General features: G+C 66.9%; 14 protein-coding genes. 7 read left to right on the forward strand and 7 right to left on the reverse strand.

Annotated features, from left to right (window positions below):
* Nucleotides 1-77: 77 nt before the first annotated feature.
* The 7 genes from E4O92_RS17725 to rsmB form a co-directional block, all read right to left on the reverse strand.
* Complete coding sequence (locus tag E4O92_RS17725; protein WP_135190983.1) at nt 78-848, reverse strand: class II glutamine amidotransferase; 771 nt, start codon at nt 846-848, stop codon at nt 78-80.
* Nucleotides 849-901: 53 nt separating this feature from the next.
* A complete protein-coding gene (locus E4O92_RS17730; RefSeq protein WP_135190984.1) occupies nt 902-1,159 on the reverse strand; it encodes a BTH_I0359 family protein in 258 nt (85 codons plus the stop codon).
* A gap of 98 nt (nt 1,160-1,257) precedes the next feature.
* Nucleotides 1,258-1,638: a GTPase gene (locus E4O92_RS17735; RefSeq protein ID WP_135190985.1), complete on the reverse strand. Its 381-nt coding sequence runs from the start codon at nt 1,636-1,638 to the stop codon at nt 1,258-1,260.
* The gene (locus E4O92_RS17740) at nt 1,638-2,363 is read right to left on the reverse strand and encodes a response regulator (protein WP_135190986.1); all 726 of its coding nucleotides are present in this window, start codon (nt 2,361-2,363) and stop codon (nt 1,638-1,640) included. The genes E4O92_RS17735 and E4O92_RS17740 overlap by 1 nt, the downstream gene beginning before the upstream one ends.
* Before the next feature lie 54 nt (nt 2,364-2,417).
* Nucleotides 2,418-4,709, reverse strand: coding sequence for a sensor histidine kinase (locus E4O92_RS17745; protein WP_229483479.1), 2,292 nt, complete (start codon nt 4,707-4,709; stop codon nt 2,418-2,420).
* Between the two features lie 2 nt (nt 4,710-4,711).
* A complete protein-coding gene (locus tag E4O92_RS17750; protein ID WP_135190987.1) occupies nt 4,712-5,275 on the reverse strand; it encodes a DUF4390 domain-containing protein in 564 nt (187 codons plus the stop codon).
* Nucleotides 5,276-5,319: 44 nt separating this feature from the next.
* Nucleotides 5,320-6,786: a 16S rRNA (cytosine(967)-C(5))-methyltransferase RsmB gene (rsmB, locus tag E4O92_RS17755; protein ID WP_135190988.1), complete on the reverse strand. Its 1,467-nt coding sequence runs from the start codon at nt 6,784-6,786 to the stop codon at nt 5,320-5,322.
* A gap of 149 nt (nt 6,787-6,935) precedes the next feature.
* Between rsmB and argS the strand changes: the two genes are divergently transcribed.
* The 7 genes from argS to E4O92_RS17790 are packed head-to-tail and all read left to right on the forward strand — an operon-like array spanning nt 6,936 to nt 13,071.
* Nucleotides 6,936-8,645, forward strand: a complete 1,710-nt coding sequence (gene argS, locus E4O92_RS17760) for an arginine--tRNA ligase (RefSeq protein WP_135190989.1) — start codon at nt 6,936-6,938, stop codon at nt 8,643-8,645.
* A 31-nt stretch (nt 8,646-8,676) separates the two neighbouring features.
* Entirely contained in the window at nt 8,677-9,366 is a 690-nt protein-coding gene (locus E4O92_RS17765) for an SPOR domain-containing protein (protein ID WP_135190990.1), read from the forward strand.
* Between the two features lie 10 nt (nt 9,367-9,376).
* Complete coding sequence (locus E4O92_RS17770; protein ID WP_135190991.1) at nt 9,377-10,048, forward strand: thiol:disulfide interchange protein DsbA/DsbL; 672 nt, start codon at nt 9,377-9,379, stop codon at nt 10,046-10,048.
* Nucleotides 10,045-10,830, forward strand: a complete 786-nt coding sequence (locus E4O92_RS17775; protein ID WP_135190992.1) for an SDR family oxidoreductase — start codon at nt 10,045-10,047, stop codon at nt 10,828-10,830. The genes E4O92_RS17770 and E4O92_RS17775 overlap by 4 nt, the downstream gene beginning before the upstream one ends.
* A complete protein-coding gene (locus tag E4O92_RS17780; RefSeq protein WP_135190993.1) occupies nt 10,827-11,591 on the forward strand; it encodes a biotin--[acetyl-CoA-carboxylase] ligase in 765 nt (254 codons plus the stop codon). Before E4O92_RS17775 ends, E4O92_RS17780 begins: the two co-directional genes overlap by 4 nt.
* Nucleotides 11,592-11,593: 2 nt before the next feature.
* The gene (locus tag E4O92_RS17785; protein ID WP_135190994.1) at nt 11,594-12,340 is read left to right on the forward strand and encodes a type III pantothenate kinase; all 747 of its coding nucleotides are present in this window, start codon (nt 11,594-11,596) and stop codon (nt 12,338-12,340) included.
* A complete protein-coding gene (locus E4O92_RS17790; protein ID WP_135190995.1) occupies nt 12,334-13,071 on the forward strand; it encodes an SPOR domain-containing protein in 738 nt (245 codons plus the stop codon). The genes E4O92_RS17785 and E4O92_RS17790 overlap by 7 nt, the downstream gene beginning before the upstream one ends.
* Nucleotides 13,072-13,175: the final 104 nt, after the last annotated feature.

Raw genomic sequence — 13,175 nt, forward strand, 5'->3', positions numbered from 1 at the left:
CCGGGGGTACTTTACCCCATTCCAAGGCGCAAGTGTCCATTCTGGCCCCATTTTGGGGTCAAAATGGCAAGTTTTGATCAGGCCGGCACCGGCATGCCGTCGATAAACACCTTCAGCTCGCCCGGCTGGAAATCGGTCCAGCGTTCATTGGTCGTCAGCGGCTCGGTGACGATGACCGCGACCCGGTCGTTGGGCGTGGTCACCTCCGAAAAGTCGACCGACAGGTCTTCGTCGGACAGGCAGGCGGTGGGAAACGGGTATTGGCGCACCACGTAGCAAAGCTTGGTCGAACAGTGGGCGAACAAGGCGGTGCCGTCCGAGAGCATCATGTTGAAGGTGCCGTAGCTGGCGATCTGATGCACCAGCTCAATCAGTACGACGCGCAAGGCGGGCAAGTCGGGCGCCTGGTCCCCGAAGCGCGCACGCAATTCCTGCATCAGGAAGCAGAACGCGCGCTCGCTGTCGGTATTACCGACGGGATGGAAGGCCCCGTTGAGGTCAGGAAAAAAATCTTTGAGGTCGCCATTGTGGGCGAACACCCAGTAGCGCCCCCACAGCTCGCGCACGAACGGATGGCAATTCTCAAGCGCAACCTGGCCCTGGGTCGCCTTGCGGATGTGGGCGATGACGTTGGTGGACTTGATCGGGTAGTGCTTGATCAGTTCGGCGATCGGCGAGGCGCTGGCGCCCTGGTGGTCGACGAAATGGCGCACGCCGCGCCCTTCGAAAAACGCGATGCCCCAGCCGTCGTGGTGGGTGTCGGTGCGGCCGCCCCGATGGGCGAAACCGGTGAAGGAGAAGACAATGTCCGTGGGGACATTACAGTTCATTCCGAGGAGCTGGCACATGGAATAAAGCTTACCATGCCGCCACTCCTCGTGTGCCGGGTTTCCCTCCTGGCCTAGTGGAGGACGACAGGCTGGCTCATCAGGGTATCGTAGGAGCCCAGGAAATCATCAATCTCCTCCATGGTCGGTTCGCTGGCGATCAGGTTGTTGACGTCGCGCCGGAAGGTTTGCGCCAGTTTGCCGCCGATAAAGGCTTCGCGCCGGCCGGCCTTGTCGACGATTTCGTAGCCGCCGAAGCGCAGTGCTTCCAGGTTGCGGTCGGCGCCGAACTCGACGACGCTGTACTGCTCGCTGTTGTAGATCATGTTCATGATGACTCCTTCACTCGATCAGATTGAGCAAACCTGCCGTAGGCGGCGGGAGGCAGGCTTTTCACTTCACTAATGAGGTGGGGCTGCCCCAACCGATTTCAAGTGTGCGGCGGGGCCAGCTCCAGCAGCTGATCGTATGGCGCAAGTTGGAGCCACGATCGCAACTGATCAAGGTGCTCGCTGCTTGCCACGCCGATGAAGATTCGTGCAGGCGGCTGGCGCAGGATGCGATTTAATGTTACACGCAAAACCAGATTTCCGGTGCAGCACAGGCAACCGGGCGCAATGCGGGATATCAGAAGAGTAGCGGATGGAACGAGAATCGAGCCGGGGTCGGCCAGGCCCTCGAGGATGACAGCCGTTGCACCATCTTGGTGCAGCTGGGCGGCAATGGCCTGTTCGCGCGCACGCGCCGTGGCGCCGGTTACCAGGGTGACGACCGGCCGCGCCGGCTGGCTGGAGCCGGGGTGGGACGCCATCAGCCCCCTTTCTTGGCCAGCTTGCCCGGCTCCACGCCGAGCTGCTTGAGCTTGCGATACAGGTGGGTGCGCTCCAGGCCCGTCTTTTCGGCGACGCGGGTCATGCTGCCGCCTTCGCGGCCCAGGTGGTGCTCGAAATACATGCGCTCGAAGGCGTCGCGCGCCTCGCGCAGCGGCAGGTCGAACGACAGCGTGTAGCCATGGCCGTCGCCGCCGGTGGCCAGCGCGGTGCCGGGCAGGCGTGCGGCGATCGGCGCGCTGGGCATCTGCGCGGCGAACATCGGCGCGGCGCTCACGGTTTCCTCGACCGGCGCCACGATCTGCGGGCGGACCGCCAGCGCCGGGGCGCGCGCCACCTCCTGCGCCCGCGTCAGGCCCTGCTGCACGGCCTTGAGCAGCTTTTGCAGCGCGATCGGCTTTTCGAGGAAGTTCAGGGCGCCGATGCGGGTCGCCTCGACCGCGGTGTCGATCGTCGCATGGCCTGACATCATGATCACGGGCATCGTCAGCAGCCCGTCGCGCTGCCATTCCTTGAGCAGCGTGACGCCGTCGGTATCGGGCATCCAGATGTCGAGCAGCACCAGGTCCGGCGCGCCCTGCGCGCGCGCCTCGCGCGCCTGCTGGGCATTTTCGGCCACCGTAATGGCATGGCCTTCGTCGCCCAGGATTTCCGAGAGCAGCTCGCGGATGCCCATTTCATCATCAACTACGAGTATGTTCGCCATGTGTGCCTTCCAGATCTGATCTCACCCGTTCACAGCCGCAATTCTATGCGCGATTTACGCTTCGGCCAAGTTCGCTTCAGGCGCTAACTTTAACAGCAAAATGAATACCGACGCGCCTGTTCCATCGGCCCGGTTCTGGACATCGATGCGGCCCCCGTGCTCATCAATGATCTTCTTGACCATCGGCAGGCCCAGGCCGGTGCCGCGCGCCTTCGAGGTCACGTACGGCTCGAACGCGCGCGCCAGGATCTTGGGCGCGAAACCGGGGCCGTTGTCGACGATCGCCAGCCGCACCGCGGTGCCGGCCGAACCGTCCGCGCCCTGGTAGTGGATCGTCTCGGTGGCCACGTCGATGCGCGGCGGCGGCGCGTCCGGCCCGCGGTCGACCATCGCGTCCTGGGCGTTTTGCAGCAGGTTGTGGATCACCTGGCGCAACTGGGTCGCATCGCCCATCACGCGCGGCAGGCCGCTCGCCAATGCAGGATGAATAATGTCGGTATCATCACCGGCCAGGTACAGGCGCAGGATCTCGTCGATCAGAGCGTTCAGGTCCAGCGGTTCGAGCACCGCCGGCGGCGCCTTGGCGTAGTCGCGGAAGTCGTCGACCATGCGCTTCATCGCCGACACCTGGCTGACGATGGTCGAGGTGGCCCGGTCGAGCATGTGGGCGTCGCCAGGGGCCAGCCGCTCCGCCAGCTTCATCTGCAAGCGCTCGGCCGACAGCTGGATCGGCGTGAGCGGGTTCTTGATCTCGTGCGCCAGGCGCCGCGCCACCTCGCCCCAGGCCACCGAACGCTGGGCCGCGATCACGTCCGAGATGTCGTCGAACACCACGATGAAGCCGCTGCCGGCGCCCACCGGCAGGCGCGAACCGCGCGCCAGCAGGGTGATGTCGTGCTCCTCGAGCGAGCCGGCGCGGCGCGGAATCTCGATCTGCTGCTGCCAGTGGTTGCGCACCCGCCCCCCGGCCGCGGCCTGGGCCGACAGCGCGGAATAGGCGCGCGCGGTGGCGCCGGCAAAGGTCTCCAGGCCCTCGATCTCGTCCAGCGCGTGGCCGGCCAGCGCCCCGACTTCGACCTGCAGGATGCGGTGCGCGGCGTCGTTCGAGTTGACCACCATGCCGTCCGCGTCCAGCACCAGCACCCCGGCCGACATGTTCGACAGCACCGACTCCAGGTGCGCCTTGGCGCTTTGCAGCGCGGCGCGGTTGCGCTCGACCGCCGAGCGCGCCTCAAACAGCTGGCCGGTCATCGTGTTGAACGACTGCGTGAGCGTGCCCAGCTCGTCGTTGGTCTCGACGATCGGGCGCGGCGACAGGTCGCCCTCGGCCACCGCGCGCGTGCCCTCGGCCAGCACCAGCAGCGGTTCAGCCAGGTTGCTGGAGATGAGGAAGGCGAACGCGATCGCGCCGAGGATCGCCAGCAGCAGCGTCAGGGTCAGCGTCATCAGGTACATCTTTTTCAGGCCCAGACGGGCGACGAAGCGCGCCTGGTATTCGCTGTAGGCGGTGCGCAGCACCTCGGCGTTCGATGCCAGGTTGACCGGCACCGACTGCAGCAGCTGCACGTAGCGCGGTTCGGCGCCGGGCGGCTCCGGCACCGCCAGCACCACCCGCAGGCGCAGCCCGGTGGCAGCGTCGAGCGCGTTCGGCGAGCCCCCCGCCTGCGGGTCGTCCAGGTCGCCCTCGATCCCGCCTTCCGGGTGCGCGTACCCGCCCGGCATGTTCGCCTGCTTCATCATCTGCGGCGTGGGCAGGTCCGCGGTCAGGTTGGCGTTATGGTCGTCGGACGCGGCCGCCAGCATCTGGCCTTCGGGACTTAACAGCATCGCGCTTTGCATGCCGCTGGTTTCGCGCACCACCCGGCGCAGGATAGCCTGGGCGTCGGGGTCTCTCTGTCCGGCCAGGGTCGCGGCGGTGGTGGCGGCGGTGGCGCTCAGCTCCGAGAGCACCTCGTCAAGCGCCGCATGGCCCAGGTTCATGCCCGATTCGAGCGCGGCATCGATCTTCACGTCGAACCACGAATCGATCGAGTGCGAGACGAACTGCACCGACACCATGAAGATGACCAGCCCGGGCAGGATGCCGATGCCGGCAAACAGCAGCATCAGCCGCGCCATCAGGCGCGAGCCGAACTTGCCGGCCTTGTAGCGCGAGTACAGGCGCGCCAGCACCCCGACCACCATGATCAGGAGCAGGCCCGCGGTCGCGGAAATCAGCCCCAGCAGCCAGTAATAGTAGCGTTCGAGAAAGCCGGAATTGTCATTGGCGGAGGCGAGCAGGAACAGCAGGATCGAGACGACCGCGCCGCCGACCACCAGTGCGTAACGCAACGCCTGGTTCTTCACCTCTATTCCGCCTTGTAGGTGAAAGTCTTCTTGTTCGAAGCGAGCCGCCAGTCGGAATTGTTAAGGGCATTCACCTGAAGCGGTTTTTGCAGGTAATCGCGGTCCATGAACATGCGCAGGCTGACATTGTAGGTTTCCCCGGGCTTGAGCGCCCCCTTGGGCGCGATCAGCCAGCGGCTGGGGCGGCGGATGGTGAACAGCGCTTCGTCGAGCGTGGAAAAACTCTGCTTCACGCTGCCCGGCACCGACACGTGGTACTGGCGGGTGAGCATGTCGTAGACGATGTTCACGGTCTGGCGCGTGGACACCGCCTTGTCGTCGCGCCACCACCAGCGCGGGCGGGTCAGTTCGATTTCGGTCGTGAAGTATAGCCGAACGCCGCGCTGGATGGCATCGATCAGTCCGTGATTGAGCTCGAACGAATATTCTGCGTTCAGCCTGTAACCTTCGTCGCTTGCCTCGATGCCGGAGCGCGTGATTTCGATCGTATCGGCCGCCTGCGCCTGGGCGCATGCGAGGGCCAGCAGCAGCTGGCAGGCGAGGAGGCGAAAAAATCGTAAGGTCACAGGTGGGCCGCTGCCTTGTTCATTGAGCTGTCGTCGTTGGCCGGCTACGCCGCGCTCTTTTGGAACAGCGCGTAGAACAAACCGTCGTGATCCCGGCTGGCGCCTATGGTGGGCAGCAGCTGGCCCGGGGCGTCAAGACGGATGGCGTTGTGGCGCACTGCGAAAGCGGCGGCCTGCGCCTCCGATTCCTGCGGCCAGAGGGAACATGTCACGAACAGCAATTTACCATCGGGCCGCAGCATCTGCCAAAGATTGTCGAGTATTTTGAACGAAAGTGTTGCAAGTTGGTGGGTATCGCTCCTGCGGCGCAGCCAGCGGATGTCCGGGTGGCGGCGCACGATCCCCGACGCCGTGCACGGCACGTCGGCCAGGATACGATCGTATTGACGGCCATCCCACCAGTCGCGGTCCTGGGCCTGCCCCGCGACCAGGGTCGCCGGCAGGCCGAGCCGCTGCAGGTTCTCGCCGACCCGCGCCAGGCGCTTGGGATCGCAGTCGACCGCGGTCAGGTCCACGTCCGCCAGCTCCAGTATATGCCCGCTCTTGCCGCCAGGGGCCGCGCAGGCGTCCAGCACGCGCATGCCGTCCGCCAGGTCCAGCAGCGGCGCGGCCAGCTGGGCGCCGGCGTCCTGCACCGACACCAGGCCCTCGGCGAAGCCCGGGATGTGGGCCACGTTGACCGCCTGCGACAGGCGCAGTGCCGAGGGGCCGATCACGTCGGCCTGCATGCCGGCTTGCGCCAGCCGGGCCAGGTAGTCCTCGATGCTGGTCTTGCGGCGGTTCACGCGCAGCGTCAATGGCGGATGCTCGTTGCCGGCGGCGAGGATCGCCTGCCACTGGTCCGGGTAAGCGGCGCGCGTGGCGTCGATCCACCACTCGGGGTAGTTCCACTGCGCCAGCGGCTGCCTGAGCGCCTCGGCCAGCAGCGCCTGGCGCTCGCGCAGGAAGCGGCGCAGTACCGCGTTCACCATCGCCTTGGCATGCGCGAAATCGGGGTGGGCGGCGGCCGCCGTGACGGCCTGGTCGACCACGGTGAATGCTTCGTAGGACGCCACCTCCCCTTCCGGCACGTCCAGCAGCACCAGCGCCGCGGCCAGCAGGCTTGAGAGCATCGGCGGCTCCGGCGCCTTGGCGGTCATCAGCCCCAGCAGCACTTCGGAGCGTCCCAGCTTGCGCATGGTGCGGTAGGCGATGTCCTGGATCGCGCCGCGCGCCTGCGGCGTTGCCTGATAAGCATTGAACACCTCGGCCAGCGCCTGCGGCAGGTTTACGCCCGCGCGCACCCTGGCCACCGCATTGGCCGCGCCCAGCAGCGCCAGCGCCAGCGAATCCGGGGCCAGCGCCGGGCGGTAATCCTGCTGCAGGTGCGGCTTGACCTCGTAGCTCTGGCGCAGGCGCGGCGCCTCCTGCTGCGCGGCCGGCCGGGCGGCAGGGGCAGGCCTGCGGCCGGTTGCGGCCTGGGCGGCCCTGGGCTTGGGTTTCAAGGTGAGCGTCTGGCGCTTCTGGGTCATGGCAGGTCGATCAATGGTAAAGACGCCCATTGTAACGGCTAAGCCTTGGGCGAGGCTTAAACCCGGCCTGTTGTGCAGGCCGGTTGCGGTATTGCGCATTGCGACAAACCAGTATAATGGGCACTGTTTGACTTTATCGATCACCGCCCATGCTCGCCCAACAAAAACAAGACATCGTTGCCCTGTTCAAGGCCGCCCTGGCCCCGATCGTCGCCGGCAGCGACCTGTCTCCCAATGTCGTCCTGGAGCGCCCGCGCGACCCGGCGCACGGCGACATCGCCTGCAACATCGCCATGCAGCTGGCCAAGCCGCTCAAGGCCAACCCGCGCGAACTGGCCACCCGCCTGGTCGCCGCGCTGCTGGCCGATCCGGCCGCCCAGGGCCTGGTCGAGTCCGCCGAAGTGGCGGGCCCGGGCTTCATCAACCTGCGCGTGGCCGCCAGTGCCAAGCAGTCGGTGGTGCGCACCATCCTCCAGCAGGGTGAAGAGTATGGCAAGAGCACGGACGGCGCCGGCAAGCATGTAATCATCGAATTCGTCTCGGCCAACCCGACCGGCCCGCTGCACGTCGGCCATGGCCGCCAGGCCGCGCTGGGCGACGCGATGTCGAGCCTGTTCCAGTCGCAGGGCCACCAGGTCACCCGCGAGTTCTACTACAACGACGCCGGGGTGCAGATCCTCACGCTGGCCAACTCGGTGCAGGCGCGCGCGCGCGGCTTCAAGCCGGGCGACCTCGAATGGCCGGAGTCGGCCTACAACGGCGACTACATCCAGGACATCGCCGACGACTTCATGGCCAAGAAGACGGTATCGGCCAGCGACGGCCAGCCGGCCACCGCCAGCGGCGACACCAACGACCTCGAATCGATCCGCCGCTTCGCGGTCACCTACCTGCGCAACGAGCAGGACATCGACCTGCAGGCGTTCGGCGTCAAGTTCGACAACTACTACCTCGAGTCCTCACTGTACAGCGACGGCAAGGTCGCGGCAGCCGTACAGGCGCTGACCGACGCCGGCAAGACCTACGAACAGGACGACGCGCTGTGGCTCAAGACCACCGAATACGGCGACGACAAGGACCGCGTGATGCGCAAGTCCGACGGCACCTACACCTACTTCGTGCCGGACGTGGCCTACCACATTGAAAAATTCCGCCGCGGCTTCACCCAGGCGATCAACATCCAGGGCAGCGACCACCACGGCACCATCGCCCGCGTGCGCGCCGGCCTGCAGGCGGTGGGCATCGGCATCCCGCAGGGCTACCCGGACTACGTGCTGCACAAGATGGTCACCGTGATGAAGAACGGCGAAGAGGTCAAGATCAGCAAGCGCGCCGGTTCGTACGTGACGGTGCGCGACCTGATCGAATGGTCGGGCAACGGCGACATCACGCGCGGCCGCGACGCGGTGCGCTTCTTCCTCATCTCACGCAAGGCCGACACCGAATTCGTGTTCGACGTGGACGTCGCGCTGGAAACCAGCGACGAGAACCCCGTCTACTACGTGCAGTACGCGCACGCCCGCATCTGCTCGGCCCTGGCCAACTGGGGCGGGGACGAAGCGCTGCTGGCGGACGTGGACCTGTCGCCGCTCGCCGCCCCACAGGAGGCGAGCCTGCTGGCCAAGCTGTCGGCCTATCCCGAGATGCTCCAGCGCGCGCTGGCCGAGCTCGGCCCGCACCAGGTCGCGTTCTACCTGCGCGAGCTGGCCGGCGAGCTACACAGCTACTACTTCGCGCACAAATGGCTGGTCGAGGACGAAGCGCTCAAGCTGGCGCGGCTCGCCCTTGCGGCCGCGACGCGCCAGGTGCTGCGCAACGGCCTGGCGCTGATCGGCGTGTCCGCCCCCAACAAGATGTAAACAGTCCAAACGACCTGTCCAGAAAGCGCCAATGACCGCCAACGTCCGTTCCGTCTCCATCCAGCGCCAGCGCGGCAATACCCTGACTGGCATCATCATCGGCCTGATCGTCGGGCTCGCCATTGCGGTGGCGGTCGCGCTGGCGATCACCAAGGGGGCATCGCCCTTCACGGACAAGGCGATCAAGACCGGCCGCCCGGCCGATCCCGAGCCGGGCCAGGCGGTCGACCCGAACAAGCCGATGTACGTCAACCGCGACGCCGCGCGCGAAGCGAACCGCGAGCTGACCGAGAAGGCGAACCAGCGCACGGCCCCCGCCGCGGCGCCCGCCGCCCCGGCAACGAACGACGCCGATCCGCTCGGCGCGGCAATCGCCGCCATGAAGGAGCCGGGCGAGGTCAGGCATCCTGCGCCGACAGTCTCCCCGGCAGCCGCCCCGGCCAACGCCGCCGCGCCAGCGACGGCGCCGCAAACCGGCGGCGATGGCTACATCTACTACCTGCAGGCCGGCGCGTTCCGCGAAATGGCCGACGCCGAGGCGACCCGCGCCAAGCTGGCCCTGCTCGGCTTCGAGGCATCGATCACCGACCGCAGCAGCGACAGCGGCGTGCTGCACCGGGTGCGCATCGGCCCCTACAACCAGGTCGAATCGATGAACAAGGCACGCGCCAAGCTGATCGACAGCGGCATCGACGTGGCCATCGTACGCAACCAGCGATAAGGAAAACACCATGGACAAGGTTCGCCGCCTGCTGTGCACCACCGCCCTCTTCGGCCTGACTGGACTTGCAACCGCCGCGCCCGATGAACCGAAGGAAGGCGTGCAGTACCTGGTCCTGCCGCAGGCCCGCAATACCGATGCCGGCAACAAGGTCGAAGTCATCGAATTCTTCGCCTACTACTGCCCGCACTGCTACGCGTTCGAACCGCTGCTGTCGAACTGGGTGAAGAAACAGGGCGAGAACATCGTGTTCCGGCGCGTGCACGTACCGGCCGGTCCGAACGTGCTGCCGCAACAGCGGCTGTTCTACACGCTCGAGGCGCTGGGCCTGCTTGATCAGTACCACGGCAAGGTGTTCGCGGCGATGCATGAAAAACGCCAGCGGCTCGCGAGCGACGAGCAGGTGTTCGACTGGGCCGCCAGCGCCGGAATCGACCGCGCCCGCTTCATCGACGCCTACCGCTCGTTCGGCCTGCAGGCAAGGCTGAACCAGGCCGCCTCCAAGGTCGAGGCGTATCACGTGGACTACTGGCCGCAAGTCGCTATCGACGGCCGCTTCATCACCTCGCCGTCCCAGGCCAATCAGGGTGCGGCCGAGTCGCGCACCGAGGCGCAGCAACAAGAGTATGCGCTGAAGGTGATGGACTACCTGGTGGCGAAAGCGAAAGCCGCGAAAAAATGAGCGCCGCCGGCGCCCGCGTGTTCATCACCGGCGCCTCGAGTGGAATCGGGGCGGCGCTGGCGCGCGAATATGCCGCGCAAGGCGCCACGCTCGGCCTGCTGGCGCGGCGCCGCGACGCTCTGGAACAGCTCGCAGGCTCGCTGCCCAACGCGGCCAATCACCGCATCTACGCGGTCGACGTGCTCGACCACGCCGCGCTGGCGGCAGCCGCGCGCGACTTTATCGCTGTCACGGGCGGCGCCGACGTGGTGATCGCCAATGCCGGCGTTTCGCAAGGCACCCTGACCGAGCGGCTGGAAGACCAGCAAGTGTTCGACACCGTGTTCGCCACCAACGTCAGCGCCACCATCGCCACCTTCGCGCCGTTCATTGAATCGATGAAGACCGGTGACGGACGTTGCCGGCTGGTCGGCATCGGCAGCGTGGCGGGCGTGCGTGGCATGCGCGGCGCCGGCGCCTACTGCGCTTCCAAGGCCGCGGTGCACAGCTACTGCGAATCGCTGCGGCTCGAAATGAAACCCTACGGTATCCGGGTGGTGACCATCGCCCCCGGTTACATCGATACGCCTATGACACGTAACAACCGATTTCCGATGCCCTTCCTGATGCCGGCGCCGCGCTTTGCACGGGCCGCGATGCGCGCGATCGCGCGCGGCGACAGCTTCCGCGTGATCCCCTGGCAGATGGGTGTGGTGGCCAAGCTGCTGCGCATTCTGCCCAATACCTTGTTCGATTTCGTTTTCTCGCGCGCGCCGCAAAAGGCACGCAAGGCGGCGCCATGAACGCACAATCGATCGCCCAACATTCCACCTGCGCTGTTGCGGTCGAGGTCGTGGCCGAGACCGGGTCGACCAGTGCCGACCTGCTGGCGCGCGCGCCGCACCTTGCCCATCCCCTGCTCCTGGTCGCCGAAAACCAGACCGCCGGCCGCGGCCGCGCCGGCCGCAACTGGCTGTCCAGCCCCGGCAACTCGCTGACCTTTTCGCTGGCCTGGCGTTTCAGCGGCGGCCCGCAACGCCTGGTCGGGCTGCCGCTCGCCATCGGCGTGGCGCTGGCCGAGACGCTGGCGCGCCTGGGCGTGCAGGTCCAGCTCAAGTGGCCGAACGACCTGCTCAAGGACGGGCACAAGCTGGCCGGCATCCTGATCGAAACCCAGACCGCCCCGGACGGCGGCTTGTGGACGGTGATCGGAATCGGCATGAACCTGGTGCTGCCGGACGGGCTGGAAGCGCAACTCGGCCGCAGCGTGGCCGCCATCCCGTGGCTGGCCCAGATGGACCGCGACCAGCTGATGGCGGCGCTGCTCGACGGCTTGGCCGGCGGCCTGCGCGAATTCGAACAGGCCGGTTTTGCCGCTTTTGCCGCCCGCTGGAACCTGCGCCACGGCTGGCAGGGCCAGGTCGTCACCATCCTCGACCGCGGCGAAGTGCTGCACGAAGGCGTGGCGGCCGGAGTGGACGACGCCGGCCGGCTGCTGCTGGACACGGCTACCGGGCGCATGGCGATCGTCGCCGGCGACGTATCGCTGCGGGTAAAGGTGTAAGCATGCTGCTGCTGGTCGATGCTGGCAATACGCGGGTCAAGTGGGCGATCGCCGAACCCGGCGCGGCGCCCGGCCAATGGCGCGAGCAAGGCGCGGTCACGCACGCGCAGCTGGACCGGCTGCCCGCACTCTGGTCCGGTCACGACATCGCCGCCGCCATCATCTCCAACGTCGGCGGTGCCGCACTGCGCGCCGAACTGTCCGCTGTGCTGCCACAGGTGCCCATCGAGTGGTTCGCATCCAGCGCCGAGCGTGCGGGCCTGCGCAACGCATACCGCAATCCGGGCCAGTTGGGCAGCGACCGGTTTGCCGCCGCGCTCGGGGCGCGCACCCTCGAACCGGGCAAGGCGCTGGTGGTCGCCACTTGCGGCACCGCGACCACCATCGACGCGGTCAGCGCGGACGGTGTGTTCGTGGGCGGGATGATCCTGCCCGGGCTCGCGCTGATGGCCGGATCGCTCGCGCGCGGCACCGCGCAGCTGCCACAGGCCACCCCGGGCGCCGCCCCCCCGCCGCTATTCGCCGACAACACCAATGATGCAATCGTTTCGGGCTGCATTTCGGCGCAGGCGGGCGCAATCGAACGCGCGATGGCTGCGCATGGCGGCGGTGCCTGCATCATCTCGGGCGGCGCGGCGCAATACATTGCGCCGGCGCTCACCGTTAGCCACCGGATTGCCGATAATATCGTGCTGGTCGGCCTGCACGCGGCCGCGCATGCCAACCCAATGTGGGGGAGCCCGTGCTGAAATTCGTTTTCTGGAGCCTGCTGGGACTGAACGCCATCCTGTTCGCCTATGCACAGGGCTACCTCGGCACGGTGAACGGTAACGAACACGAGCCCGCGCGCATGAAGAACCAGCTGGCGGCGGACAAGTTCAAGCTCCTCTCCGCCAGCGAGGCCCAGCTTGCCGCCGGCGCGCAGGAAGCGCAGACGGCAAGCACGCCCGAACCCGCGCCCGCAGCAACCGAACCTGCTCCTGCCGCGCCGGGGCCCGCCCGGCCGGCCGTGGCACTGGTGGCATGCACCGAAGTGGGCAGCTTTACCCTTGACGAGTCGCGCCGCTTCGAACGCCGGCTGGCCCGGCTCAACCTGGGCGAACATCAGACGCGCCGCGGCGTGCCGGCACAGGACGTGACCAGCTACCTGGTCTACGTGCCGCCGCAAGGCAGCAAGGAAGCGGCCGAGCGCAAGACGGCCGAACTGCGCGCTCTGGGCGTCGAGAACTCGTTCATCCTCTCGGTCGATTCGCCGTTCAAGTGGGGGATTTCGCTGGGTGTCTTCAAGTCGGAAGCGTCGGCGCAAACGATGCTCGCGACGCTCACCAAGCAGGGCGTGCGCGACGCCCGCGTCGCACCGCGCGGCCCCATGTCCACGCACTTCGTCTACCAGTTCCGCGACATCGATGCGGGCACCCGCGGCAAGATTGCCGCGCTCGCCGACAGCTTTGATGCGGCCGAGGTCAAGGCCTGCCGCTAAGCGAAAAAAAAGCTATGTCCCCGTTAAGTGTGGAACCGTGCTTACTAAGGCGTAACGTGAATCAACCGCATGTCGAAGGCGTGACTATGCCTCGCCGAAACATG

This window comes from Massilia horti, from assembly GCF_004614195.1.
In the GTDB taxonomy this organism is placed as follows: domain Bacteria; phylum Pseudomonadota; class Gammaproteobacteria; order Burkholderiales; family Burkholderiaceae_D; genus Telluria; species Telluria horti.